Below are 25,449 nucleotides of genomic sequence, written 5' to 3' on the forward strand. Positions count from 1 at the left end.
GTCGTTCAGGACGTTTTTTGTCCTGAACGACCCTTTCATGACACTAGGGAGCGGAGCGGTCAGACCGCCTGGACCTCGACCCCCGCGGCTTCGAAGGCCCGCAACGCCTTCGGATCGGCATTGGAGTCCGTGACCAGGGCGTGCACCTGCGGCGTCGCGCAGATCCGCGCGAACGCGCGCCGTCCCAGTTTCGAACCGTCGGCGACGGCGACGACGCGTTCCGCGCGCTCGACCATCAGCCGGTTGATACTCGCTTCGCCCTCGTGGTGGGCGAAGGCCCCGGCCTCGGCGTCGAACGCGTCCACACCGAGGAACAGCAGGTCGATCGTCAGTTCGCTGAGCACGCGCGTGGCCAGCGGGCCGCTGAGCTCGAACGACTGCGGGCGCGCGACGCCGCCGGTGACCACGATCTTCACATGCGGCCGCACCGCGAGTTCGTGCGCGATGTTCAGCGCGTTGGTGACCACCGTCAGCCCCGGCGAATCACCGCGTCCGGCCAGATCCGACCGGGTGGCCAGGGATCGCGCGACCCCGGCCGTGGTGGTCCCGCCGTTGAGGCCGACCACCATGCCCTGGGCCACGAGCGACGCCGCGGCGACACTGATCCGTTGCTTCTCGGGGACGTGCCGGGCGGTCTTGTACCGCAACGGCAGGTCGTAGGCGAGGTCGTTGGCCACCGCGCCGCCCCGGGTGCGGGTCAGCAACTGCTGCTCCGCCAGATGATCGAGGTCGCGCCGGATCGTGGCCGCGGAGACGTTCAACTCCTCGGCCACGTCCTCGACGTCGATTTTCTCCCGCTGCCCCAGCAGGTCCAGCAGGGTGCTCAGCCGTTCGTGCCGGGCCATCCGCGCCACTCCTAGCTCGCTGCGGCCTATCGCGCATGGCGTTGCGCTGTTGGCCACTGTTTCGAGCAGTATGCTGCATCGCGGTTGTCCGCCGCGAGCGGCACGCCGGTCGAGTGGCCCAGCCGGTCACTTCATTCGGAAGTCGTGGTGCCCGGGCAGTGGTTCGTCCGAAACCGCGGCCCAGGTGTCCGACAAAGACGTTTCCCCTTCCCTGATGTTCGCGACCTCGAAACCGGTGTCGTACACGGCCTTGGCCCCGGCGAGATCGCCTCGGGCGAGCCGGGTGCGGGCGGTCAGCAAGGCGAGCCGCCCTTCCACGGGCAGCCCGTCCAGCAGTGCGCTCGCCTCGTCCGGAAGCCCCGCGGCGAGTTGTGCCGCGATCGCCTCGACCACCAAAGGCCGCAACGACGGCGCGAGCGCGACCGCTCGACGGTACAGCCATGCGGCCTCGTGCCCGGACGTGGCGACCGCGAGATTCCGCAGTGCCCAAGGATTCTCGTCCGCCGAAACGGACTCGCGCCAGGCACGGACCGCGTCCGACTGCCGTCCGGACGCCCAGTGCGCGACGCCGCGGTGGTACCAGGTCAGCCAGTTCTTCGGGGCGTACTCCAGGAGATCCGCCCAGTACCGGTTCACCAGTGTCGGCGGCGGCACGGCGAGCGGATCGCCGTCCGGCGGCGTCCCGTCGAGCAACGCGAGCCACGGCTCCTGGTCCGGGCCGAGCGAATCGTCCGGGAACGGTGTGCCGGGCAGGCACATCGGTGCCCGCCGGTTCTCCAGCGCTCCCCAGCCGGAGCCGGTGGCCAGGAAGGATTCCGGGGTGACGTCGGCGATCTTGCGCCAAGCGTCGTGGTACTCGTCCAGGGTCTCGGCCGAAGGCAGACCGGCGGCGACGGCCTCGCACGCCGCCGTCCAGTCGTCCCCGTGCACCGCCACGGGATCCGCGGTGACCGGGCCGTAAGCCTCCAGCCAGTCCCAGCTCTCCCCTGGCGGCAGCCGCAGATGTTCCAGCTGCGTGCGGGCCAGACCGGCCTGGATCTCCAGGTAGCCGTCCGCTCCGGGCGCCAGCCACTCCTGCCAGCGACGCCCACCCGCGGACTCGCCCCACAGGAACAGTTTCCGCCCGCGCAACCGGGCGGTGGACAGCTGCGCGAGTCCCGTCCCGTCGCTTTCGACGGCCGCGACCCACGGCTTTCCGGCCACCTCGAAGAAGTAGTCCGCCGCGGCCTCGGCGCGAGCCGGATACGTCAGCTCGCCGGGGACGTCGACCAGGTCGAGGCGTCCCGAATAGCCGTAGTGCCAGGCCTGGGTGGCGGGCGCCAGCACCCGGGTGCCTTCGTTCTGCGGCACCGCGATGTTCGACCACCAGTACACCGGGACGTCGTAGGGATGCGGGTTCCGCACCCGCACCGCCACGAGCAGGTGCTCCGACCCTTCGGGCAGCCAGAAATCGACCTGGTACGGCAGATCGCGGGTGCGTTCCCATTCCCACAGCCGCAGCACCGGGGTCCCGTCCGGGCCCTCGATCTCCGCGGCGAACATCGGTTCGCAGGTCAGCGTCGTGTGACCGGTGCTCCCGAGGTTCCACTCGACGCCGCCGGCGAACCAGGCGTCCCGCAGGGCGAGGTTCGCGGGCTGGAACACCGGGTTGCGGTAGAGCAGCTCGCGGCCGGTCGGCTTGTGGACCAGTGAATACAACCGCCCGCCCAACGACGGCAGCACCGTGGCGCGGAGGTTGTCGTTCTCCAGAACCATCGCCGGGAGCTCGCGTTCCGTGCGCTCCCGGGTGTAGCCGTCCTGCAGCAGGCAGGGCAGCGTGGTGTCCAGGCGGCCGTACCCGACGTTCTCCGCCAGATCCGGCGGCAGTTCGTCCACATTGGACACTTTCGCCACCGCTTCGGGTTTCCGGAGCGGCGGCAGCGGGTTCTCCGGGCCCAGCTCGGCGGCCGGGAGCACCAGCCCGGTGCGGTACAGGCGGGTCATGCGTCCGGGAGCCGATCGCCGGTCGCCGCGTCGAACAGGTGCACCGCGCCCGGTTGCGGCGTCAGGGAGATCGGCTCGCCGCGCTGCCACGGGGCCATCCCCGGCGTGCGGACCGTCAGCACGCGGTCGCCGTCCCGGCAGTAGAGGTACTGGTCGCTGCCGAGTTCCTCGACGACCTCGACGACGGCTTCGAATCCGCCGTCCCCGATCGTCCAGCCTTCGGGCCGGACGCCGACGACGATGCCGGGACCGGTCAGCGCCGAACGCTGCGCCGGGGTCAGCGGCAGCCGCGTGCCACCGGCGACAGCGCCGTCACTGTCCACAGTGGTCTCCAGCAGGTTCATCGCGGGCGAGCCGATGAACCCGGCGACGAACACGTTGACCGGCTTGGCGAACAGGCCGACGGGGGTGTCGCACTGCTGCAGGATCCCGTCCTTCAGCACGGCGACCCGGTCCCCCATCGTCATCGCCTCGACCTGGTCGTGCGTGACGTAGAGCGTGGTGATGCCCAGCCGCCGTTGCAGGGAAGCGATCTGCGTCCGGGTCTGCACGCGGAGTTTGGCGTCCAGATTGGACAGTGGCTCGTCCATCAGGAACACGCTGGGCTCGCGCACGATCGCCCGCCCCATCGCGACGCGCTGCCGCTGACCGCCGGACAGCTTCGCGGGCTTGCGGTCCAGGTACTCGGTCAGGTCGAGCACGGCCGCGGCCTCCGCCACCTTGCGTTCGCGTTCGGCCTTGGGCATCTTCGCCAGCTTCAGGTGGAAGCCGATGTTCTCCCCCACCGTCATATGCGGGTAGAGCGCGTAGTTCTGGAACACCATCGCGATGTCCCGGTCCTTCGGCGGCAGCTCGGTGACGTCGCGGTCGCCGATGTGGATGGAGCCGTCGTCGACGCCTTCCAGCCCGGCCAGCATCCGCAGCGTGGTCGACTTCCCGCAGCCGGACGGGCCGACCAGCACCAGGAACTCGCCGTCGGCGACTTCGAGGTCGAGGCCGTCCACGGCCGGGCGTTCCACCCCGGCGTAGAACCGGGTGGTGTCGGAGAAGGTCACGGTGGCCATCAGGTCCTACTTTCCGGCGCCGAGGGTCAGGCCGGTGATGATCCGGCGGGCGAGCACGAGGTAGAGCACGAGCATTGGGAGCACGACGATCGCCACACCGGCGATCAGTCCGCCGTACTCCGACTGGTAGCTCGCCGCCCCGTAGAAGGTGAAGAGCGCGCGGGAGAGCGTGAAATGCGCCTGGTCCTTGAGGAACACGATCGCGAGCAGCGTCTCGTTCCACAGGCCGATGGCGTTCAGCGTCAGCGCGGTGATCATCCCGCCGCGCGTCAGCGGCAGCATGACCGAGAAGAACGTGCGCATCGGCGACGCGCCGTCGAGCGCGGCGGCCTCCTCCAGTTCGTCCGGCAGCGACCGGAAGAAGCCGGTCATCAGGAACACCGTGAACGGGATCGACAGCGCCACGTACAGCACGAACAGGCCGTACTCGTTGTCCAGGTGGATCTTGCTGAGCACCACGAACAGCGGGATGATCACGGTCTGGAACGGCACGCCCATGCCGATCGCGACGACGTTCGTCATCGGCCCGGCGCCGCGGACCCCGAGCCTGGTCAGGGCGTACGCGCACGGCGCCGAGACGGCGACCGTCACGACCGTCGCCAGCCCGACCAGGACCACCGTGGTGAGCACGGCGTCGCCGAAGCCGGCGTTGTTCCAGGCGTAGATGAAGTTCCGGAACGGCTTGCCGACCTTGAACCACTGGTACGGCAGGTCGAACGGCTTGGTGAAGATCTCCACCGGCGTCTTGAACGACGCCGTGAGCAGCCAGTACAGCACCAGGATGTTGCCGGCGGTGAACAACCACACGATCGTGGAACCCACGACGCGCAACGGACTGAACCGTTTCGAGCCGGGCGCCGGCCGCGGTTTGCGCGGCGGCTTGCGCACCGGTTTCGCCGCTCGCCGCGCGGGCGCCTCGACGTCGGTGACGGACATGGGGTCTCCCTCAGAACTGGATCGCGTCACGGCGCATCAAACGACGGAGCAGGACGACGAGCACGGACACCAGCGCGATCATCGCCACCGCGCAGGCGCAGGCGGCGCCGAAGTCCGGGGTGCCGTTCGAGCCGAAGGTCCGGTCGAACACGTAGATCCCCAGCGTCCACGCCTCGTTGGGCGGGGCGTAGGTGCCCGGCCCGGCCAGCACGAACACCAGCTCGAAGATCTTGAGCGCGTTGATCGTCCACAGAACCCCCGCGACACCGACGACGTCCCAGGTCATCGGCAGCGTGATGTTCTTGAACTTCTGCCACGGCGAAGCGCCGCCCAGTTCCGCGTCCTCGTAGAGGTACGGCGGGATGCGGTCGACCGCGGCCATCAGGATGGTGATGTAGAAGCCCGAGCTGGCCCAGATCAGCGAAGCCGTCACCACACCGGTCACATTGGACGGTGCGAGGAACTTCGCCGCGTCCGCGCCGAGGCCTTCCAGCACGTAGTTCGCCAGGCCCTGTTTCCCCGGCTGGTACTTGAAGACGAAGCCGAGGAACATGCCGAGCGCCACCGGGGCCACGATGTTCGGGAAGAACAGGATGGCGCGGACGATCTTGCCGCCCTTCATGTCCCGCAGCACCATGGTGAACAGGAACGCGAGCGCGAACGTGCCGATCCCGCCGAGGAACACGTAGATCAGCGTGTTGCGGAAGGCGTACTGGAACGAGTCGCTCGACACCATCTGCGTGTAGTTGGTGACGCCGTTGGGTTCCGGCGTGTCCCCCGCCCCGGCCCAGCTGGTGAAGCTCAGCACGACGGTCGCGATCGTCGGCAGGACCAGGAAGGCCAGGTACAGCACCAGCGCCGGCGCGGCGAACGGCCAGAACAGCCGTTTCTTGCGACTCAGGTGCGCCCCGGCCTTCACGGCCCGCACCGGCGGTTTCGCCGGAGTCGTGACTGTCGCCATCAGCCCTGGTTCTTCCAGAACTCGGCGCCCTTGGTGGCGAGCTGCTCGACGAACTGCTGCGGGGTGATCTGCCCCTTCAGCAGCGCGATGTCGGCGGGGTCGAAGACGTCGGTCTGCCATTTGCCGCCGGCGATGCCGTCGATCCCGTCGTACTGCAGGACGTGTTCCTTCTTCGGGTCGTCCAGCGCGGCCTTGACCTGCTTGAGGTCGTCCGGCACGGCGAGGTCGGCGCGCGGGACGAGGTTGTCGGCCACCGCGGGGATCCCGGAAAGCAGGTCCTTGTTGAGGAAGTAGGCGATGAACGCCTTGGCCGCCTCGGCGTGCTTGGCCTTCTTGGTCACCGAGAACCCGATCGACATCTGCTCGACGGTGTCGTGCGTGGCGCCCTCGGGCATCGGGAACTGGAAGGAGCCGTAGTTGATCTTCGTCCCGGCGCCCTGCTTGTCCAGGTATTCGCGGGTCTCGCTCGGCGCCCAGCTGCCGACGTAGAGGAACCGGGAGTCGCCGTCGGCCCAGCGCTGCTGCACCTGCGGGAACTTCGCCGCGTCCCAGCCGTCGATGAAGTACTTGGGCAGCTTCGCGGTTTCGGTGGCGGCCTTGAGGAAACCGGGCTCGGTCTTCCACGCCTGACCGGTCTTGTCGGTCGCCGCCTTGTAGATGCCGCCCGCGCCGACGTAACGCTCGGCGAGCTGGGTGTAGAAGTACATGTTGTAGAACGGGATGTCGCCGTCGAGGCTGATCGCGGCCTTGCCGTCGGACTTGGCCTTGTCGAACAGGCCGACCATCTCGTCCATCGTCTTCGGCTGCTGGATGTCGCCGGCGGTGTCCTTGTTGAACCACCAGGCGCTCGACTGGATCGTGTACGGGACCATGAAGTTGTGGCCCTCGCGGTCCTTGTTCTGCGGGAAGTCGTACGAGCTGGGCGAAAGCACGTCCTTGACGGTCTTGTCGCCTTCACCGACCTTCATCGCGAACACGTCGTCGACGCTCTGCGTGCCACCGGGCGTCATGATCGCGGCGCCGACCTTGCTGACGTCCTGGTCGAACAGGTCCGGCACCGCGTCGGTGTTCAGCGCGGGCACCAGGTTCTGCGTGTAGGCCTTGCGGCCCAGCCACTGCACGTCGACCTTGACGCCGGTCTTCTCCTGGAAGCATTTGAAGGCCTTCTGCAGGACCTTGCCCTGCGGCTCGTCGGCCGTCCACATGGACCAGTACTTGAATTCCTTGTCGGCAGCGGGTTTCACGCCCGCTTCCGGACAGGGCGCGTTGAGGAACTGGTCGACGCCCGGAAGCGCGTTCTCGCCGGTGCCTCCGGCCGCGTCACCGCCGCCGCATCCCGCGAGCAGGAGCGCCACCCCTGCTGTCGCTGACATCACTGTCGTGAGCCTGCCTACCCGCATCCGCCACCACCTGGATCGAAGATCACACAAGTTCTGCTTGTTCTTGCGCAGTTTTGTGAGGTTTCACGCACATGTCAACACTCAATCGCGCAAAGTCTGCTCAATCGTCACCTTGACCGGTTCAACATGATCAAGCTTGAGCACTCCCAAGAGCCGCCGCACCTCGACGGCGACCGCGGCACGTCCGGCGCCGAGGTACTTCCGCGGGTCCACGCGCCCGGGATGCGCACGCCAATCGTCCGCGACGGCCGCGGTGAACACCTTATTGAGCTGGGTGGCGATATTGATCTTCGTCATCCCCGCTCGCACCGCTTCGGCCAGCCCGTCGTCGGGCACGCCCGAAGAGCCGTGCAGCACCAGTGGCACCGGCACGCGTTCCCGGAGCCGCGCTATGAGCTCGAAGTCCAGTGCGGCGTCCCGGGTGAGCATGGCGTGCGAACTGCCCACCGCGACGGCCAGCGCGTCGACGCCGGTGGACGCGACGAATTCCGCCGCCTCGTCCGGATCGGTGCGCGCGCCGGGCGCGTGGACGCCGTCCTTGCCCCCGACCTCGCCGAGTTCGGCCTCGACCCACACTCCGTGGTCGTGGCAGTACGCGGCGACTTCACGGGTCGCGCGCACGTTGTCGGTGTAGTCCAGTTTGGACGCGTCGAACATGACGGATCCGAAGCCGAGTGTGACCGCCTCGCGGACGAGGTCGGCCGATTCGGCGTGGTCGAGATGCACCGCGACCGGTATCGCGGCCTCCCTGGCCGCGGCGAGCGCCGCCGTGCCGATCGGCGCCAGTGACCCGTGGTACTTCACGGCGTTCTGGCTGAGCTGCACGATCACCGGCGCTTCCGCCGCGGCGGCGCCGTCGACGATCGCGGTGATGTGTTCGAGCTGGATCGCGTTGAACGCGCCACAGCCGTGCCGGGCCGCCGCGGCGGCTCCGACGATCTCCCCGGTTCCCACCAGAGGCATGACTGTTTCTCCTAATCCGGGTGGGCGCGCACGGCGACCAGCCCCTGTTCCGCTTGGTAGTGCGCGAGGTCGACGTCGCCGGCGAGCGGGCCGAGCACGGCCGCCCCGGAGAGCGCGACGGCCCGGCGCAGGATGTCCGGCCAGGCTTCGGCGCGGCTCAGTCCCAGCGCGAGCGCCGCGACGACGGCGTCGCCCGCGCCGGTGGTGTTGCCGGTGAGCACAGTGGACGGTGCCGCCTGCCAGGTACCGGAGCCGGTCACCGCGAGCAGCCCCTCGGGGCCCAGCGAGACGACGACCGCGTCCGCCCCGGCCCTGCGGAGTTCGTGCGCGGCGGCCACCGGATCCCGCAGGCCGGTGACCTCGCGCAGTTCTTCGGCGTTCGGCTTGATGACGGACGGCTTCGCGGCCAAGCCGTCGAGCAGGGCTTGGCCGGATGTGTCCAAAATGGACTTCGGGTTTCCGATGAGGCCCGCGTATCCCCCGGCTCCCGGCGGGAGGCTGCCCGAACAGACGAGCACGTCCGGTTTCCGGGTTCGAACGGCCGCCGCAAGCGTTTGCCACTCGTCTTCGGTGAGCCGGGGACCGGGTTCGTTCAGCAGCGTGACCGATCCGTCGTCCGCCAGGACCGTGGTGGTACGCCGGGTTTCCCCGCCGATCGGGACGACGTCGGCCGGGATACCGGCCGCCGCGAGGTCGCTCTCGACGAGGGCTCCCGTCGCTCCGCCCGCCGTGAGGATCGCGTGGACGTCGGCACCGAGCGTGCGCAGTACACGGGCGACGTTGACGCCCTTGCCGCCCGCCCGGTGCCGTACGTCCCTCATCCGGTGCACCCCACCGGGCCGGAGACCGTCCACCGTGTACGTGACGTCCAGCGCGGTGTTCGGCGTGACGGTGACTATCACGACAGGCTCAGGTCAGGACGACGGAACGGGTGAGACTGCGGGGGTTGTCCGGGTCGAGCCCCTTGCGGGCGGCGATCGCGCCGGCGACGCGCTGCGCGCGGACCAGGTCGGCGAGCGGGTCCAGGCCGCTTTCGACGAACAGGCCGCCCGCGCGGGCGACGTCGTCGGCCAGGCCTTCCGGCGCCTGCCCGAACATCCAGGTCACGCGGCCGGGTTCGCTGATGCTGATCGGGCCGTGCCGGTAGTCCCACGCCGGGTAGGACTCCGTCCACAGTAGACACGCCTCGCGGAACTTGAGCGCCGCTTCGTTCGCGATGCCCACGGACCAGCCGGTGCCGAGGAAGCTGAACTGCTCGGCGCTGAGCAGCTCGTCGGGCAGCGGTTCGGCGAGCACGCGTTCGGCCTGGTCGGCGACCGTGGTCAGGTCCTCGCCGAGGTGCGCGCGCAGCATCGCCAGCGCCGTCGTGGCGAACCGGGTCTGCACGACCGAGCGCTCGTCCACGACGGAAAGGTCGACGATCGTGTCCGCGGCGTTCTCGATCTCGCGCGGCACGCCGGTGATCGCGATGGTCGGCGTCTTGCCCCGCAGTTTCGCCAGGAGGGCGTGGACCTCGGTCGTCGTCCCCGACCGGGTCAGCGCCACGACGTGGTCGTAACCGCGTCCCTCCGGGAATTCCGACGCGGCGAAGGCGTCGGTCTCGCCGAGCCCCGCGGACTCGCGAAGGACGGCGTACGCCTGGCCGATGAACCACGACGTGCCGCAGCCGACGATCGCGACCCGCGCGCCCGGCGGCGGCAGCAGATCACTGTTCGCCGAGGCCAGCGCCGCCGCGTCCCGCCAGCATCCGGGCTGGCTCGCGATCTCCGCCGCCATGAAGGTCCCGCTCATGAACTCCCCATCCGTGCCAGTTGTGCGCAATAGCTGTCACGTTAGGTGCAGTTTTATGCAACGTCAATGCTCTGTTAGCGCACTTTCACGCAATTGACCCGCTCAGATGTGCAGGATGTGCAGGTCACCTACCGTGGACTGATGCGGATCGTCTCGCTGCTCCCTGCCGCCACGGACTTCGTCGCGACCCTCGGGCTCCTCGGGTCACTGACCGGCCGGACCCACGAATGCGACTGGCCACCCGGCGCCCTCGGCGACGTCCCGGTGGTCACGAGCAGCGCGATCGACCACGATGTGCTGTCCAGCCGGGAGATCTCCACGGCTGTCGGCGGCGAGCATCGCGGTTCGGGCCTGTACTCACTCGACACCGGCCTGCTCGCGGCCGCCAGGCCCGACGTCGTCCTCACACAGGACCTCTGCGACGTCTGCGCGGTGTCCTATCGGCAGGTCTCGGACACCGTGCGCGCCATGGACGGCGACACCCGGATCGTCAGCCTCGAACCGCGAACCCTGGAGGGCGTCTTCACCTGCCTGACCACGCTCGGCGAGGTACTGGGCGTCCCCGAACGAGCGGCCGCCGAGACCCGCCGTCTCCGGGAACGCTTGGACGCGGTCCGTGCCCGGGTCGCGGGGCGGCCCCGCCCGCGCGTGGCGGCCATCGAATGGCTCGACCCGCTCTGGCCCGCCGGCCACTGGGTCCCGGAGCAGATCGAGGCCGCCGGTGGCGTTCCGCTGCTGGCCGCCGCGGGCGAGCACACCCGCCCGATCACGTGGGACGCCGTCGTCGAGGCACGACCCGACGTGCTGGTGCTCATTCCCTGCGGCTTCCCGCCCGAACGGACCGAGGCGGAACTCCCGTCGCTGACCGGCCTGCCCGGCTGGGACGACATCCCGGCCGTACACGTCCTGGACGGCCCGGCCTACTTCAACCGGCCGGGTCCCCGCGTCGTCGACGGCGCCGAGATCCTCGCGGACGTCATTCACGACCGCCCGAGCCCTTGGCGGCCCACAGATTGAAGACGACGGCCACGGCCAGCGCGACACACCAGATCACCAGGTAGCCCGGGGACCAGTGCCGGATCAGGGCGACGAGTCCCACGATCAGGCAGAGTCCCGTTCCGACGGCGGTGAACAGCGAGACGGCGCTGGCCGGACGGTTGCCCATGAACCCGGCGTGACCGGCGTCACTTCGCAAGCTGTCACAACCTCTCCGCCCGGGGCGTCATGTGTGCAGAAACCGACGGAGAGGAAAGATCATGGAAGCGCGATTCAACCTGTTCGAGAACGAGGTCGCCGTCAAGTTCGTCAAGCGCCTCGGCGCAGCGAGCCGCCCGATCGAGGAGTCTTCGCTGCCGCACGCGACCCAGGAACTGGTGAAGCTGCGCGCCAGCCAGATCAACGGCTGCGGCTTCTGCACCGACATGCACAGCAAGGACGCCGCGCACGCCGGCGAAACCTCCGTGCGGCTCAACCTCGTCGCCGCCTGGCGGGAAGCGAAGGTGTTCACCGAGGCGGAGCGCGCCGCCCTGGCGCTCACCGAGGAGGGCACCCGCATCTCCGACGCGCACGGCGGTGTCAGTGAGGAGACCTGGGCACAGGTGCGCAAGAACTACGACGACGACGAGATCGGCGCGCTGATCTCCCTGGTGGCCACGATCAACGCGTACAACCGGCTCAACGTCATCGCGGGGACCCCGGCCGGCGACTACCAGCCCGGCATGTTCGGCTGAGCCCCGCGTTCACCGACAAGAGAGTTGCCTTGCCGGACAACGATTCTGGACATTCCCGGTGCTAAACCTTCGGAAACAGCGATCCTCCGGAGGTTCAGCCCGTGGAACTCGACGTCCGCTTCTTCCCCGTGACCGGCACCCATCAGCTCAGCACCGATCTCGTCGGGCTGCGCGCGAACTTCCACTACGGTTCGGGGAACGTGCTGGAGCAGCATTACGCGGACAGGACGACGATGATCTGGACCGGCGTGTCCGGCGATTTCACCGGCGTCCGGCAGAAGGAGAAGACGCTGCGCGTGTTCGCGGTCGGTCCCGCCCAGTACTTCGTGACCTGGTACGAGACCGGGACCGTCGCGACGGCCGCGCACGGCGAGGTCTTCGACGGCGGCTATCCCATCGCCGTGATGGCGGACTTCGAGCGCCTCGTCGCGACGGCCGCCTATACGAATCCTCGCGAGGACGGCGGGCAGTACTTCCTGGTCGATCAAGCGACCATCGAGATCCTGGACAAGCCGCACGGATGGCCTTCCTTCCCCGCCCCCAAAAGCTAGAAGCGCCGGACCTCGCCGGGTCGGGGTGGTCGTGAGTGGTCAGTGTCGTTCTAACGAACTCGTGTTTGCCTACCCACTGGGTGACTGGCGATCGTGTGCGGAGGATTTGGGACGTTCAGTGTCCCAGATCCTCCACACGGCTCGGGGTGACGCTTGTGTTGGATGCCGGCGCGGTCGAGCGGGGAAGATTCCGGCCGTCGAACGTCCGGAATCCTCCCCCGTCACCTCATCTGCCACCGCCCTAACGGCACTGACCACTCACGACCGCCCCGACCGAGAACCCGCGGCCGGGCGCGGGCGAACAAGCACCGAGCGCGCAGAGCCAAAGGCCGCACCCCCGGCCGCTCCCATACTGGCCCTCCAGCCGAGATGAGGAGCACCACATGAGCCGAGACGACACGTCGCTCGCGAAGAATGTCCTGGGCGTGCCAGGCATCGTGTTCCTCGTGCTCGCCGCGGTCGCTCCCCTGACCGGGATGATCGTGATCGCGGCCATCGGCATCGCGGTGGGCAACGGCGGCGGCATGGTCGCGGCCTTCCTGCTGGCCACGGTCGTGTTGCTGTTGTTCGCGGTCGGCTACGCGCAGATGTCGCGGGTGCTCACCAGCGCGGGCGGCTTCTACGCCTTCGTGGTCAAGGGGTTGGGCCGGACTCCGGGGCTCGTAGCCGGTTTCGTCGCGATGCTCGGCTACAACTGTTTCGTGGCGGGCGCGATCGGCACGAGCGGGTTCTTCACTTCCACGGCGATCGACGACGTCTTCGGCCTGAAACTCGATTGGCTGTTCTGGAGCGCGCTTTCGGTCGTGCTGGTCCTTCTTCTCAGCCGCCGTGGCATCGCGGTCAGCGCGAAGGTGCTGGGCGCCTCGCTGATCCTCGAAGTGTCGATCCTGCTGATCATGGACTTCAGCGTGCTGTTCCGGCACGGGTTCTCCTTCGCCGCGTTCAGTCCGTCCGTCCTGTTCCAGGGCGCTGGCGGTCTGGCGTTGTTGTTCGCCGCCAACGCTTTCATCGGGTTCGAGGCGACGGCGTTGTTCGGCGAGGAGGCGAAGGATCCCAAGCGGACGATCCCGCGGGCGACCTACATCGCCATCGGGTTCATCGGCGTGTTCGCCGCGTTCACGACGTGGGCCGTGGTCAGCGCGATCGGCGCGGAGCAGGCGCAAGACGTGGCAGCGGCGCACCTGTCGAGCGGGGATCTCGTGCTGTCGGTCGCCCAGGAGTACCTCGGCGGCCCGCTGACCAAGGTGATGTTGCTGCTGCTGGTGGTCAGCCTGTTCGCGGCGCTGCTGGCGCTCCACAACTCGGCCACCCGGTACCTGTACGCGCTGGGCCGGGTCGGCGTGCTGCCGCGCCTGCTGGGCAGGACGAGCCCGCGCAACGGTGCGCCGCGCTACGCCTCGATCGTCCAGCTGGTCTTCGGTTCGGTGGTGGCGCTGGCCTTCCGGCTCTCCGGACTCGACCCGGTCGCCGACCTCACCGCGAGCATGACCGGCTTCGGCACGCTCGGCATCCTCACCCTGCAGCTGTTCGCGGCGGTGGCGATCCTGGTCTACTTCCGCCGGACCCGGGACCGCCGCGTCGTCAAGACGCTGATCGCGCCCGGGCTGGGCGCGGTGGGACTCGGGATCATCGTGACGCTGGCGATCCTCAACTTCCCGACGCTCGCCGGGTCGAGCAACGGCGTCGTCCCGCATCTGCCGTGGCTGCTCCTGATCGTCGCGCTGGCCGGGCTCGCGCTCGCCGCCTGGCTGCGCCGGTTCCGTCCCTCGGTGTACGCGGCGCTGGAGGACGACTTGGAACGCGAACCGTCAGACGTTGTTGGTCAGTGAGAGATTGAAGGAGTAGCGCGAGGCCCGGTAGACGTGCCAGCCGTGTTCGACGACCTTGCCGGAGTCGTCGTAGGTGGTGCGGCGCATGGTGAGCAGCGCCGCGCCGGGCTTCTCGTCCAGCAGCTCGGCGTCCTCCTCGGTCGCCTGCCGGGCACCGACGTTCTGCTGCGCGGCGTGCAACCGGACGCCCGCCGAGCGCAGTAACTGGTAAAGCCCTCTGTCCCGCAGCTCGTCGTCGGTCGGGTCGATGAGGCCGTCGGGCAGGTAGTTGTTCATGATCGCCAGCGGTTCGCCGCCGGTCGACCGCACCCGCTTCAGCCGCCGGACATGGGTCAGGCCCGCCGTCTCGAGGTGCTCGATCGCCTCGTCGTCCGCGGGCTCGACCCGGTTGATCAGGACGACCGACTCCGGCCTGTCCCCGAGTTCGCTGAGGTCGTCGAAGAGGCTGCTCAACCGCAGCGGGCGGGCGACCTTGGTGCGCACGACCTGTGTACCGACCCCGCGTTTGCGGACGAGTAGCCCCTGGTTGACCAGCGACTGGATCGCCTGGCGGATGGTCGGGCGCGACAGGTGCAGCCGCGCGGCCAGGTCCAGCTCGTTGTCCAGCCTGGCACCGTTCGGCAGCCTGCCGTCTTCGATCGCGGCGCCGATCTGGCGGGCGACCTGGGAATACAGCGGCTCCGGGCCGTTCGGATCCACCACGATCTCGCCGGGCGCCCACGGTTTCATGCGCGGAGCCTACCGCGACCACCACTATGACCTTATGTCCGTATGTCTTGACAAAGTCTCCGGCCTCTTGCGATGGTCGAGGGACCACGCGAGCCGGGAGGTGCGAAAGGTGTCGGACACAGTGCGGCGGATAGTCGCCGCGAGGGTGCGCGATCCGGAGGCCGTCGCGGCGGCCGCGACCACCCGGGTCCGGGCGAAATCGCCGTTCAACGACAAGGGCCGCACGATGATCATCGCCGCGGACCATCCGGCGCGGGGCGCGAACGGCGTCGGCTCGGACCCGCTCGCGATGGCCGACCGCGGTGAACTGCTGGACCGCCTCTGTCTAGCGCTGGAGCGGCCTGGCGTCACCGGAGTGCTGGCGACGCCGGACATCATCGACGACCTGCTGCTCCTCGGCGCCCTCGAAGGCAAGACCGTGATCGGCTCGATGAACCGCACCGGCCTCGCGGGGTCGAGCTTCGAGATCGACGACCGTTTCGCCTGCTACGACGCCGAAACCATCGAGCGGATGCGCTTCGACGGTGGCAAGACGCTCACCCGGATCTGCCTGACCGACCCGGCGACGCCGAGCGCCCTGGAAAACACCGCGCGGGCGGTCAACGACCTCGCCGACCGGAAACTGATCGCGATGGTCGAGCCGTTCGTCGCGGACTGGGTCGACGGGCGCCTGCGCAACGACCTCTCCCCCGAAGCCGTGATCCGCTCCATCACCATCGCCTCCGCCCTGGGCCGCTCGTCGGCCTACACCTGGCTGAAACTCCCCGTGGTGAAGGACATGGAGCGCGTGCTGGCGGCTTCGACGCTGCCCGCCGTCCTGCTGGGCGGCGAGGTGAAGGATCCCGACGCCGCGTTCGCCGCCTGGCAGCACGCGCTCGCGCTGCCGACCGTGCAGGGACTCGTGGTCGGCCGCTCCCTGCTCTACCCGCACGACGGCGACGTCGCCAAGGCCGTCGACACGGCCGTCGGACTGCTGTGAACACCGTGGAGGACAACGCGTGAAGACCATCGACCACTGGATCAACGGCGCCGCGACGACGGCTGGTTCCACCCGCACCGCTCCGGTGTTCGACCCGGCCACGGGGCGGACGCGGGCTCAGGTGCTCCTCGCGGAGCCGTCTGATGTGGACACCGCGGTGGCCGCCGCAGGCAAGGCTTTCGAGTCGTGGGGCGATTCGTCGCTGTCGCAGCGGACCAGGGTGATGTTCGCCTTCCGCGAGCTGCTGGTGGAACACGAGGACGAACTCGCCAGGATCATCTCCTCCGAACACGGCAAGGTGCTCGACGACGCGCGGGGGGAAATCGTCCGCGGCCGCGAGATCGTCGAGTACGCCTGCGGCATCGCCGACGCGCTGAAGGGCGGCTTCTCCGACCAGGTCTCGCGGGACGTCGACGTGCACGACTTCCGGCAGCCGCTCGGGGTCGTCGCCGGGATCACGCCGTTCAACTTCCCGATCATGGTCCCGCTGTGGATGCACCCGATCGCCATCGCGGCGGGCAACACGTTCGTGCTCAAGCCCAGCGAACGGGTCCCGTCCGCGTCCCGGCTGGTCGCCGAGCTGTACGCCGAAGCGGGGCTTCCCGACGGTGTGTTCACTGTGGTCAACGGGGACAAGGTCGCCGTCGACGCGATCCTGGAGCATCCCGGCATCGCCGCGGTGTCGTTCGTCGGGTCCACCCCGATCGCCAAGTACGTCCACGAACGCGCGACGGCCACCGGGAAACGCGTGCAGGCGCTGGGCGGGGCCAAGAACCACGCCGTCGTCCTGCCCGACGCCGATCTCGAATACGCCGCGAACCACCTCACGGCGGCCGCGTTCGGTTCCGCCGGGCAGCGGTGCATGGCGATCTCCATCGGGGTCGCCGTCGGTTCGGCGGGCGACGGACTGGTCGAGATCCTCAAGCGCAAGGCGGCGGAGATCAAGGTCGGGCCCGGCGACGAGGCCGGCAACGACATGGGTCCCGTCGTCACCGAAGCCGCCCGGCAGCGGGTGATCGACTCCGTCGCCCTCGGCGCGGAGCAGGGCGCGACCGTGGTGGTCGACGGCCGGGAGCTGCGCGTCGCCGGACACGAGGGCGGCTTCTTCGTCGGACCGTCCCTTTTGGACAACGTCACCACCGAGATGTCCGCCTACCGCGAAGAGATCTTCGGTCCGGTGCTCGGGATCGTGCGGGTGGACACCCTGGACGAGGCGATCGCGCTGATCAACGCGAACCCCTACGGCAACGGGACCGCCGTCTTCACCGGCGGTGGTGAAGCCGCGCGGCGGTTCCAGCGGGAGGTGAAGGTGGGGATGATCGGCGTGAACGTGCCCATCCCGGTGCCGATGTCGTACTACTCCTTCGGCGGGTGGAAGGACTCCCTCATCGGGGACAGCCCGATCCACGGCCCGGCGGGCGTCCGGTTCTACACCAGGGCGAAGGTCGTCACGACGCGATGGCCGCAGTCCGCCGCCGGTTTCAACTTCCCCACTTCGAGCTGACGGCCGGTCCTCGCTCGAGTGTCATGAAAGGGTCGTTCCTGACGTTTTTCGTCAGGAACGACCCTTTCATGACATCCGGTGGCGGCGGGTCAGCCCACCTCTTGCCGTTGCCGCTTCCCGATGACCCGCCAGCCGACCGCCAGCACCACGACCAGCACCGGGATCGAGTAGAACGCGATCTTCTCGGCGCCGTCGGAGAAGCCCATCAGGACCACGACCAGCGCGAGGAAGCCCAGCGTGGCCCAGCCGCTGTAGGGCGCCCACGGCATCCGGTAGGACGGCCGTTCCAGCTCCCCGCGCAGCGCCGCCTGACGCAGCCGCATCTGGCAGAAGATCAGCGTCGCCCAGGTGGTGATCACGCCGAGCGAGGCGATCGCGATCGCGATGTCGAAGGCGTCCTTGGGCACCAGGTAGTTCAGCACCACGCCCAGCACGTAGGCGCCGGAGGTGAACAGGATGCCGCCGTAGGGCACGTGACGGCTGCTCATCTTGCCGACGAACTTCGGCGCCTCGCCCTTCTCCGCCAGCGCCCGCAGGATGCGGCCGGTCGAGTACAGGCCGGAGTTGCAGCTCGACAGCGCGGCGGTGAGCACGACCGCGTTCATCACGTCGCCGATACCCGGGATTCCGAGGCGGGTGAAGACGGTGACGAACGGGCTCTCGCCGCCGTTGTAGAACGGCCACGGCAGCAGCATCGCGAGCAGCAGCACGGATCCGACGTAGAACACGCCGATCCGCCAGACCACGCCGTTGATCGCCTTCGGCAGCACCTTGCGGGCGTCCTTGGTCTCACCGGCGGCGATGCCGACGACCTCGATCGCCGAGTACGCGAAGATGACCGCCTGCAGCGTCATCAGGGCGATGCCGATGCCCGCCGGGAAGAATCCGTCGTGGGCGGTCAGGTTGTGCACCCCGGCCGTGGTGCCGCCGATGTCGGCACTGGTGAACACCAGCCCGAGGGCGGTGATCAGGAAGACCACGATGGCCAGCACCTTGACCACCGAGAACCAGAATTCCAGCTCGCCGAACAGCTTCACCGAAAGCAGGTTCACCGCCAGCAGCACGCCGAGGGCGACCAGCGCGGTGATCCACTGTGGAACGTCGGGCAGCCACTTGTGCACGTAGATCGCCACCGCGGTGATCTCCGCGATGCCGGTCATCGCCCAGTTCACCCAGTACATCCAGCCGGAGGCGAACCCCGCCCACGGACCGATGAACTTGCGGGCGTAGGTGACGAAACTGCCGGAAGTCGGCTGATGCAGCACGAGTTCGCCGAGGGCGCGCATCACGAAGTACGCGGCGATGCCGCAGAGCGCGTACGACAGGACGAGCGAGGGCCCGACCTGGTGGAGCTTGCCACCGGCACCGAGGAACAGCCCGACGCCGATCGCGCCGCCGATGGCGATCATCTGCACTTGGCGGTTGCCCAGCGCTTTTGAGTAGCTTTCACCTTTTTCGGTGATCAGCGAGGAATCCATGGTTGCCAGACGCTAGAGCGTGTGCGTCAGGTCACCAACACTGCTAAGGAAGACTTAAGGTGTGCGGGACGTCACTCTGGTGGTTTTACTGGAATTTCCCTTTTCGATTTGACAAATTCACGCGCCGACCCCGATCTTCGCGCGCGCGAGCGGCCTCCTACGCTCGGCGCGTGGACTTCGCAGCGTTGCTGGACCGGATCGCCGACGACGTCGCCCCGGAGATCGGCCGCGGCGCCGTCGCGGACTACATTCCCGCGCTGGCCAGGGTCGAGCCCCGGCGGTTCGGCATGGCGGTGGCCGAAGTGGACGGTGGGGTGCACGGGGTCGGCGACTGGGAAGTGCCGTTCTCCATCCAGAGCATGTCGAAGGTCTTCACCCTGGCACTCGCGCTCTCCCACGGCGACGGACTGTGGGCGCGGGTGGGCCGCGAGCCGTCCGGCAACCCGTTCAATTCGCTCGTACAGCTGGAGAACGAGGACGGGATCCCCCGCAATCCCTTCATCAACGCGGGCGCGCTCGTGGTGACCGACGAATTGGCGCACCACGGCGACGCGGCGGAGAAACTGCTGCGCTTCTTCCAAGAGGAAAGCGGCCGTGCGGGCATCGGGATCGACGCCGAGGTCGCCGCGTCGGAGGCCGAGAACGCCGACCGCAATCGCGCGCTCGCGTACTTCATGGCGTCCTACCGGAACATGCTCCATCCGGTACCCGCGGTCCTCGACCAGTACGTGCGCCAGTGCTCGATCGCGATGACCTGTGCGGACGTCGCGCGCTCGGCGGTGTTCCTCGCCCGTCACGGCGTGCGCAACGACGGCACCAGGCTGCTCGGGCTGAGCGCGGCCAAGCGGATCAACGCCGTGATGCTGACCTGCGGCACCTACGACGCGGCCGGCGAATTCGCCTATCGCGTCGGGCTTCCCGGCAAGAGCGGGGTCGGCGGCGGCATCGTCGCGATCGTCCCCGGCCGGTGCGCGGTCTGCGTGTGGAGCCCTTGCCTGGACGCACGGGGCAACTCCGTCGCGGGCGTCGCGGCGCTCGACCGGTTCACCACCCTGACCGGCTGGTCGATCTTCTGAGCTTCAGGTGCTGGGCTCGCCCATCTCGTGCCCTGGCCGCCCCTCGGTACGCCGACGCCGTTTGACGCGTTCTTCGTGCGGATGCCGCCGTCCCCCGGTCAGGTCACCGGTGACGGCCCGCGTCATCTCGCGGAAGGCCGTGTAGTAGCCGTCGTCATACTCCTCGATCAGCTGGAAGGTCCACCGCTCCGGCAGCACGTTGAGCCCGATCAGCTCGGTCCGGATCCGCTCGGCCCATTCGGGGTGACCGGCCTTCTCCAGCTCCTCGGCGGCCTCGTCGAGCGCGAAGTCCGCGCTTCCCGTCAAATGGTGGAAGGTGTACAGATGCCCTCGCGCCTGCTCCACCGTTTCGAGGGCGGCGACCAGCTTTCCGACGGCGTCGACGGTCGCGCCGTCGGGTTCCGAACGTGATTCCGGCATGCCGGTGAATTCCCCGGAACCGGCGGTTCCACACCACCCTCATCGGTGACTTTCGACGGCGATCCGGGCGAAGGAACGGATCAGCGGGCTCTCCTGCCCGGTCACCCACGCGACGACCAGCGGGCTCGGAGGCATGTCGGCCAGGGGGACCCAGGTGAGCCCGTCGGGAAGGGCGTGCCCGAGGGGTGCGATGCCGGCCGAGCCGTTCCACAGGACGGCTTGAAGGCACTCGCTGACCGTGCGCACCACCGGACCGGCGGGCCGCTCACCCAGGGGCACGGCCCCGTTCCAGTACTCGCGCCACAGTGGATCCGTCCCCTCCGGCAGCTGGAACCAGGGCCGGTCGGCGACGTCGGCCAGCCGGAGCGACTCACGACCGGCGAGCGGATCGCCGCCGCGCAGCACGACCCCGACCGGATCCGAACGCAGGACCCGGACGCTGATCCCGGTCTCGTCGAACGGCGACCGGGTCAGCGCGACGTCGGCCAGCCCGGCGCGCAGGCCGGTGGTGGGATCGGTGAAGTCCGCCTCGCGGAACCGGATCGAGACCTCGGGATGGCGTCGCCGGAACGCCGAAGCCAGCCGGGTGCCCGCCTCCCCCGCCCCGTCGGCGAGGGTGCCGACGGTGAGCGTCGCGGGACCGGCGGCGGCCGTCACGCGAGCTCGGGCGCGGTCTGCCTGGTCCAGCAGGGTGCGGGCCTCGGCGTACAGGGTGGTTCCGGCCGCGGTGGGTTCGACGCCGGCGGCCGACCGCAGCAGCAGGACGACCCCCAGGTCGTTCTCCAGCTGCCGGATCGCCCGGCTCAGCGGCGGCTGGGTCATGTGCAGTCGCGCGGCGGCCCGGCCGAAGTGTCTCTCCTCGGCGACGGCCACGAAGTAGCGCAGCAGACGAAGCTCCATCACCAGCAATGATACCCATCCGGTATCGGGCCGTGGAGATCGGTCTTGGACGACGGGCGGAGAGCGGCACGACAGTGAGGTCATGCCTTTCGAACCACTCACCCACGAGCCGGTCGTCGATCCCGGGCTGGCCCGCGAAATCGCCCGCGACCTCGTGGTGATCCCGAACGTCGGCGTCGACCTCGTCCCCAATATCGGGGTCATCGGCGGCGAACACTCGGTGCTCGTCGTCGACACCGGGCTGGGACCTCGCAACGCCGAGAAGGTGCTCGCGTTCGCGACCGAATACGCCCGCGGCCGCAAGCTGTACTTGACGACGACGCATTTCCACCCCGAGCACGCTTTCGGCGCGCAGGTCTTCGCGGACGAGGCGACCTATCTCGTCAACGGCGCGCAGGCCGCGGACCTGGTCCACAAAGGACCGGGCTACCTCGAGATGTTCCGCGGTCTCGGGACTCCGGTGGCCCGCGCTCTGGAGGGTGCCGAACTGATCGCCCCGGACGTGGTCTACGACGACGCGTACGACCTCGATCTCGGCGGACGGGTCGTCTGGCTGGAGGCGACCGGACGCGCCCACAGCAAGGGCGATCAGGTGGTGACCGTGCCCGACGCGGGCGTGCTGTTCACCGGGGACCTGGTGGAGGCCGGCCAGTTCTCGATCTTCCCGTGGTTCCCGCCGTACGACACCGACGTCTCGGGGCTGCGCTGGATCGAAGTGCTGCGCCGGTTGGCCGCCACCGGCCCGGACATCGTCGTCCCCGGCCATGGCGACGTCTCCGGACGCCGGATCCTGGCCGACGTCCGCGAGTATCTCGAACTGCTGCGCGACGAGACCTGGAGGCGGCGCGACTCGGCTCTCCCCGAAGAGACCATCGCCGCGGAGGTCGAAGCGCTGATGATCGAACGCCACCCCGAATGGGAGGGCCGGGACTGGATCGCGAAAGGCGTCGGCTGCTTCTGCGCGGACCACTCAGGCCATGAGACAGCAGGCGCCGGTGAAACAGCCGAAGGCGCCACCGCTTGAGGTGTTCTTCCAGTTGTCGAAGTGATCGATGACGACGTCCACTTCGGTCTGACCGGCAGCGGCGACGTCGACACCGGAGTCGGCGAAGAAGCGGCGGAGGTCGTCGGAAACAACGGTCTTCATGGGAGATCTCCCTAGCGAGCCTGCGGTTTTGGACACCGAAATCGTGCAGGTTCGCCCCTGCCGGCCGACAGTGCGAAGCACCATGGACGACGTGTGGCTTTCGACTGCTCCAAGTGGAGCAGGGAACGTCACTTGAAGATGGCGATGGGATGAACGACGAGTTCACCGGTTTCGGGATCCCAGTCCTCCACTTTGCCGAGACACCGCGCCCGGAAAGCGCCCGAGGGAACGGAATCCCGCAGGTCACTGGTCAGGCAGGTGAACCGGATCCGCCTGCTCCGCGCCGGGTCGGCCGGATTTCCGTACGGTGCGAAGAAGACCGTCTCGTCTTCGGTCTCCGAGCGCTTGCGGAACAGGCCCTTCACCGAGACGAACGCCTCGACGCCGCGCAGCCGGGTCTTGAGCTGACGGGTGCTCTCGTGACCGTCGGACCAGCCGAGTTCCTTGACCAGCGCGCGATTGTGGGCCAGCTCCTGGTTCGCCAGATCGACGTAGACGATGTCGTGGTGCTTCTCCAGCACCTTCATCACGATGCCGATCACCGTGATCGGCTCGGCCTTGCGGATGTACCGCCGGAACTCCTCGTCGGTGTCGGTGCGCTCCGATTCCCCTTTCAGCGAGCCGATTCCACCCGATCCCCCGAACCGCCAGCCCCGGCTCCGCCGCTTCTCCACCTCCTGTTCCAGCGCCTCGTTGTAACGATGCAACTGGTAGAGGCCCATCACGGACTTCGTGTGCAGGTAGAAGCCGATGCCCCGGATCATCCCCTGATCGCCGTCGGATCGCGCGCGGCGCCAGTGTTCGACGAACACGACGACCGCGACGAGGAAGGCGGCGAGGGTCAGCACCCAGACCGCGAGCCACATTCCCCAGACTTCCCACCACAGATCATCGGCAGCCACGGATCTCCTTGAAGGCGTCGAGCAGGGATGTCGCGTTCGCGTCGACCATGCGGCCACCGGTGGCCGCGGCCGCACGGGACAGCTCGGCGGCGTTCGCCTCACCGAACCGGACGATGTACGTGTGCACGCCGGATTCCCTTGGCGCGCATCAGGATTTCCTGGACCTTCGCGTCCTCGAAGCGATCCGATTTGGAGCCCATCTTGCCGCGCAGGACCAGTGTCTGCTGGAAGGGCACCACGACCGTCCCGCTCAGGAGCAGGACGATCAGGCCGCTCACGGCGAGGGCGAGCGCGGGCCCGAAAGTGCGGGGAAAACGGCGGCGCAGAAAGAACGCCGAAGGTTTGGGTCCGATGGTGAGCTGGGGTTCTTCACGAAGCGAGCTACCGGGGACCACCGACGGAAAAGCACGTCTCGATTCTGCTTCGGGACCCGCCCTCACCAGGCCGGGAGACCGGGCGGTTAGGCTCTTCGGTGGCGAAAACCGCCATGCACCACGACGCCGGGAGATCTGAACCGCCATGCTGGACCGAGCAGTCATCGACGCCCTCTTCCCCGCCGACCTGCCCGAGCCCGAGCACTGGGAACAGCGTTACCCCGCCCGAGAGCTGCCCGAGGACGCCAAGGTCACCCGTTTCGGCCCGTCGCCGACCGGGTTCGTCCACATCGGCGGCGTCTACGTCGCCACCATCGACCAGGACGTCGCCCGCCGCAGCGCCGGCCGTTACCTCGTCCGCGTCGAGGACACCGACCGGTCCCGCGAGGTCGAGGGCGCCATCGACCAGTTCGAGCGCGGCTTCGCCTACTTCGGCCTCGCCGCCGACGAGGACATCCACCGCGGCGGCGACTACGGGCCGTACCAGCAGTCCGAGCGCGAGCAGATCTACCTGACCTACGTCCGTCACCTGCTCCGCCTCGGCCGCGCGTACCTCGACTTCGCCACCAAGGACGAACTGGCGGCGATCACCGCCCGGCAGCAGGCGACGAAGCTGCCGACCGGCTACTACGGCTCGTGGGCCATCTGGCGCGACGCCGACCCCGCCGACGTCCAGGCCAAGCTCGACGCCGGCGACCCGTACGTCGTGCGGTTCCGCGCACCGGACGACACCGGCGCCCGCGCCCGGTTCACCGACGCCATCCGCGGCCCGCTGGAGGCCGAGGCCAACCGCAACGACGTCGTCATCCTCAAGAGCTCCGACCAGAGCCCGCGGCTGCCGACCTACCACTTCGCGCACGCCGTCGACGACCACCTCATGCGCGTCAACCTGGTCATCCGCGGCGACGAGTGGATCTCGTCGGTGCCGGTGCACCAGCAGCTGTTCGAGGCGCTCGCCTTCGAGCCGATCACTTACGCCCACATCGCGCCGCTGATGAAGCAGGAGGGCGGCAGCAAGCGCAAGCTGTCGAAGCGCAAGGACCCGGAAGCGAGCGTCGACTTCTACATCGAGTCCGGCTACCCCACCAAGGCCGTCCTCTACTACCTGCGCGGCCTCGCCAACGGACGGCTCGCCGAACTGCCGCTCGACCAGGCGCTGGCCGAGCCGATCAACCTGGACGAATGCGGTGTCGCCGGCCCGCTGGTCGACCTCGTCAAACTCGACGACATCTCGGCCGACCACATCGCCACGCTGTCCGGCGCCGAGATCCTCGCGGAGGTCCGCACCTGGGCGGAGCGTTTCGACCCCGCGCTGCTCGCCGTCCTCGACGCCGAGCCGGACCTCGCGCTGCGGGCGCTCGCCGTCGAGCGCGACGGTGCCGAGAACCCGCGCAAGGACCTGAAGAAGTGGAGCGAGTTCCGCACCGTCTACGGCTTCTTCTTCCCCCAGCTGCACGCCGCCGTCGCCGGTCCGGACGACGAGCGGATCGCCGCCCTCGGTGTCGACCGCGAGGTCGTCCGGGCCGTGGCGCGGGACTTCGTCGGGAACTACCAGCAGCTCGACGACGGCCAGGAGTGGTTCCAGCAGATCCGCGAGGTCGCGGCGAAGCACGGTTTCGCCAAGAACGCCAAGGAATTCAAGAAGGACCCCGAGGGCTTCCCCGGGTCCATTCGCGAGGCTTCGCAGATCATCCGGATCGCGATCACGGGCTCGACCCGGAGCCCGGACCTGCACTCGATCACCCAGGCGCTGGGGCGAGAGGAGACGCTGGGCCGGTTCTCCGGCCTCGTGGGCGAGTTCGGCGTAGAGCGAGTCGGCGATCGCGGCGACCGTGTCGAGGCCGATCAGATCCGTCAGCCGCAACGGCCCCATCGGATGCGCGGTCC

Annotated in this window: 27 protein-coding genes; 9 read left to right on the top strand and 18 right to left on the bottom strand. The window is 68.7% G+C overall.

Features of this window, described 5'->3' with window-relative positions:
• Positions 1-59: 59 nt before the first annotated feature.
• The 9 genes from AB0N89_RS10455 to AB0N89_RS10495 all read right to left on the bottom strand — a co-directional run bounded on the left by AB0N89_RS10455 (position 60) and on the right by AB0N89_RS10495 (position 9,943).
• On the bottom strand, positions 60-845 hold the full coding sequence (locus AB0N89_RS10455) for a DeoR/GlpR family DNA-binding transcription regulator (RefSeq protein WP_005159412.1): 786 nt from the start codon (positions 843-845) through the stop codon (positions 60-62).
• Positions 846-971: 126 nt separating this feature from the next.
• Entirely contained in the window at positions 972-2,828 is a 1,857-nt protein-coding gene (locus AB0N89_RS10460) for a DUF5107 domain-containing protein (RefSeq protein WP_364202742.1), read from the bottom strand.
• Positions 2,825-3,892, bottom strand: coding sequence for a sn-glycerol-3-phosphate ABC transporter ATP-binding protein UgpC (ugpC, locus tag AB0N89_RS10465; protein ID WP_191259050.1), 1,068 nt, complete (start codon positions 3,890-3,892; stop codon positions 2,825-2,827). Before ugpC ends, AB0N89_RS10460 begins: the two co-directional genes overlap by 4 nt.
• Before the next feature lie 6 nt (positions 3,893-3,898).
• A complete protein-coding gene (locus tag AB0N89_RS10470) occupies positions 3,899-4,828 on the bottom strand; it encodes a carbohydrate ABC transporter permease (RefSeq protein WP_364202745.1) in 930 nt (309 codons plus the stop codon).
• Between the two features lie 10 nt (positions 4,829-4,838).
• Complete coding sequence (locus AB0N89_RS10475; RefSeq protein WP_364202748.1) at positions 4,839-5,789, bottom strand: sugar ABC transporter permease; 951 nt, start codon at positions 5,787-5,789, stop codon at positions 4,839-4,841.
• Complete coding sequence (locus tag AB0N89_RS10480; RefSeq protein ID WP_364202751.1) at positions 5,789-7,189, bottom strand: ABC transporter substrate-binding protein; 1,401 nt, start codon at positions 7,187-7,189, stop codon at positions 5,789-5,791. Before AB0N89_RS10480 ends, AB0N89_RS10475 begins: the two co-directional genes overlap by 1 nt.
• Before the next feature lie 81 nt (positions 7,190-7,270).
• Positions 7,271-8,152: a class II fructose-bisphosphate aldolase gene (locus AB0N89_RS10485; RefSeq protein ID WP_364202754.1), complete on the bottom strand. Its 882-nt coding sequence runs from the start codon at positions 8,150-8,152 to the stop codon at positions 7,271-7,273.
• Between the two features lie 11 nt (positions 8,153-8,163).
• On the bottom strand, positions 8,164-9,054 hold the full coding sequence (locus tag AB0N89_RS10490; RefSeq protein ID WP_364202756.1) for a 1-phosphofructokinase family hexose kinase: 891 nt from the start codon (positions 9,052-9,054) through the stop codon (positions 8,164-8,166).
• Positions 9,055-9,061: 7 nt separating this feature from the next.
• A complete protein-coding gene (locus AB0N89_RS10495) occupies positions 9,062-9,943 on the bottom strand; it encodes a sugar isomerase (RefSeq protein WP_364202759.1) in 882 nt (293 codons plus the stop codon).
• A 141-nt stretch (positions 9,944-10,084) separates the two neighbouring features.
• On the opposite strand from AB0N89_RS10495, the gene AB0N89_RS10500 reads away from it, so the two are divergent.
• Positions 10,085-10,960: a cobalamin-binding protein gene (locus AB0N89_RS10500; RefSeq protein ID WP_364202762.1), complete on the top strand. Its 876-nt coding sequence runs from the start codon at positions 10,085-10,087 to the stop codon at positions 10,958-10,960.
• On the opposite strand, the gene AB0N89_RS10505 is transcribed toward AB0N89_RS10500, so the two are convergent.
• Complete coding sequence (locus tag AB0N89_RS10505; RefSeq protein ID WP_364202765.1) at positions 10,920-11,138, bottom strand: hypothetical protein; 219 nt, start codon at positions 11,136-11,138, stop codon at positions 10,920-10,922. The genes AB0N89_RS10500 and AB0N89_RS10505 overlap by 41 nt on opposite strands.
• 61 nt (positions 11,139-11,199) lie before the next feature.
• On the opposite strand from AB0N89_RS10505, the gene AB0N89_RS10510 reads away from it, so the two are divergent.
• The 3 genes from AB0N89_RS10510 to AB0N89_RS10520 all read left to right on the top strand — a co-directional run bounded on the left by AB0N89_RS10510 (position 11,200) and on the right by AB0N89_RS10520 (position 14,053).
• A complete protein-coding gene (locus AB0N89_RS10510) occupies positions 11,200-11,673 on the top strand; it encodes a carboxymuconolactone decarboxylase family protein (protein ID WP_364202768.1) in 474 nt (157 codons plus the stop codon).
• A 101-nt stretch (positions 11,674-11,774) separates the two neighbouring features.
• Positions 11,775-12,224, top strand: a complete 450-nt coding sequence (locus AB0N89_RS10515; protein ID WP_364202771.1) for a MoaF C-terminal domain-containing protein — start codon at positions 11,775-11,777, stop codon at positions 12,222-12,224.
• Between the two features lie 383 nt (positions 12,225-12,607).
• Positions 12,608-14,053, top strand: a complete 1,446-nt coding sequence (locus tag AB0N89_RS10520; RefSeq protein ID WP_364202774.1) for an APC family permease — start codon at positions 12,608-12,610, stop codon at positions 14,051-14,053.
• Here the strand turns inward: AB0N89_RS10520 and AB0N89_RS10525 are convergent.
• Complete coding sequence (locus AB0N89_RS10525; protein WP_364202777.1) at positions 14,033-14,782, bottom strand: GntR family transcriptional regulator; 750 nt, start codon at positions 14,780-14,782, stop codon at positions 14,033-14,035. The genes AB0N89_RS10520 and AB0N89_RS10525 overlap by 21 nt on opposite strands.
• A 109-nt stretch (positions 14,783-14,891) precedes the next feature.
• Between AB0N89_RS10525 and AB0N89_RS10530 the strand changes: the two genes are divergently transcribed.
• Both AB0N89_RS10530 and AB0N89_RS10535 read left to right on the top strand, forming a co-directional pair.
• A complete protein-coding gene (locus AB0N89_RS10530; RefSeq protein ID WP_364202779.1) occupies positions 14,892-15,761 on the top strand; it encodes an aldolase in 870 nt (289 codons plus the stop codon).
• Positions 15,762-15,780: 19 nt separating this feature from the next.
• Positions 15,781-17,265: a CoA-acylating methylmalonate-semialdehyde dehydrogenase gene (locus tag AB0N89_RS10535; RefSeq protein WP_364202782.1), complete on the top strand. Its 1,485-nt coding sequence runs from the start codon at positions 15,781-15,783 to the stop codon at positions 17,263-17,265.
• Positions 17,266-17,354: 89 nt separating this feature from the next.
• Here AB0N89_RS10535 and AB0N89_RS10540 read toward each other — a convergent pair whose 3' ends face one another.
• Positions 17,355-18,743 carry an amino acid permease gene (locus AB0N89_RS10540; RefSeq protein WP_364202785.1) on the bottom strand — a complete coding sequence of 463 codons (1,389 nt, stop codon included), beginning with the start codon at positions 18,741-18,743 and terminating at the stop codon, positions 17,355-17,357.
• A gap of 170 nt (positions 18,744-18,913) precedes the next feature.
• Here AB0N89_RS10540 and AB0N89_RS10545 point away from each other — a divergent pair, with 170 nt between their 5' ends.
• Positions 18,914-19,819 (top strand): glutaminase, encoded by a 906-nt coding sequence (locus tag AB0N89_RS10545; protein WP_364202788.1) that lies wholly within the window; start codon positions 18,914-18,916, stop codon positions 19,817-19,819.
• A 3-nt stretch (positions 19,820-19,822) separates the two neighbouring features.
• On the opposite strand, the gene AB0N89_RS10550 is transcribed toward AB0N89_RS10545, so the two are convergent.
• Together AB0N89_RS10550 and AB0N89_RS10555 are read right to left on the bottom strand one after the other, a co-directional pair.
• A complete protein-coding gene (locus AB0N89_RS10550; protein ID WP_364202790.1) occupies positions 19,823-20,239 on the bottom strand; it encodes a hypothetical protein in 417 nt (138 codons plus the stop codon).
• Between the two features lie 39 nt (positions 20,240-20,278).
• Positions 20,279-21,139 carry a LysR substrate-binding domain-containing protein gene (locus tag AB0N89_RS10555; protein WP_364202793.1) on the bottom strand — a complete coding sequence of 287 codons (861 nt, stop codon included), beginning with the start codon at positions 21,137-21,139 and terminating at the stop codon, positions 20,279-20,281.
• 82 nt (positions 21,140-21,221) lie between these two features.
• Between AB0N89_RS10555 and AB0N89_RS10560 the strand changes: the two genes are divergently transcribed.
• A complete protein-coding gene (locus tag AB0N89_RS10560; protein ID WP_364202796.1) occupies positions 21,222-22,163 on the top strand; it encodes an MBL fold metallo-hydrolase in 942 nt (313 codons plus the stop codon).
• On the opposite strand, the gene AB0N89_RS10565 is transcribed toward AB0N89_RS10560, so the two are convergent.
• The 4 genes from AB0N89_RS10565 to AB0N89_RS10580 form a co-directional block, all read right to left on the bottom strand.
• Positions 22,110-22,286, bottom strand: coding sequence for a hypothetical protein (locus AB0N89_RS10565; RefSeq protein WP_364202798.1), 177 nt, complete (start codon positions 22,284-22,286; stop codon positions 22,110-22,112). The two genes, AB0N89_RS10560 and AB0N89_RS10565, sit on opposite strands and share 54 nt — an antisense overlap.
• A gap of 128 nt (positions 22,287-22,414) precedes the next feature.
• Complete coding sequence (locus AB0N89_RS10570; RefSeq protein ID WP_364202801.1) at positions 22,415-23,188, bottom strand: hypothetical protein; 774 nt, start codon at positions 23,186-23,188, stop codon at positions 22,415-22,417.
• On the bottom strand, positions 23,175-23,315 hold the full coding sequence (locus AB0N89_RS10575; protein ID WP_364202804.1) for a hypothetical protein: 141 nt from the start codon (positions 23,313-23,315) through the stop codon (positions 23,175-23,177). The genes AB0N89_RS10570 and AB0N89_RS10575 overlap by 14 nt, the downstream gene beginning before the upstream one ends.
• Positions 23,287-23,583 (bottom strand): hypothetical protein, encoded by a 297-nt coding sequence (locus AB0N89_RS10580; RefSeq protein WP_364202806.1) that lies wholly within the window; start codon positions 23,581-23,583, stop codon positions 23,287-23,289. The genes AB0N89_RS10575 and AB0N89_RS10580 overlap by 29 nt, the downstream gene beginning before the upstream one ends.
• Positions 23,584-23,707: 124 nt before the next feature.
• Here AB0N89_RS10580 and AB0N89_RS10585 point away from each other — a divergent pair.
• Positions 23,708-25,449: glutamate--tRNA ligase family protein (locus AB0N89_RS10585; RefSeq protein ID WP_364202809.1), on the top strand; the 1,742-nt coding region annotated here is incomplete at its 3' end.

Origin of the sequence: Amycolatopsis sp. NPDC089917 (genome assembly GCF_040684635.1) — a bacterium.
Lineage (GTDB): Bacteria > Actinomycetota > Actinomycetes > Mycobacteriales > Pseudonocardiaceae > Amycolatopsis.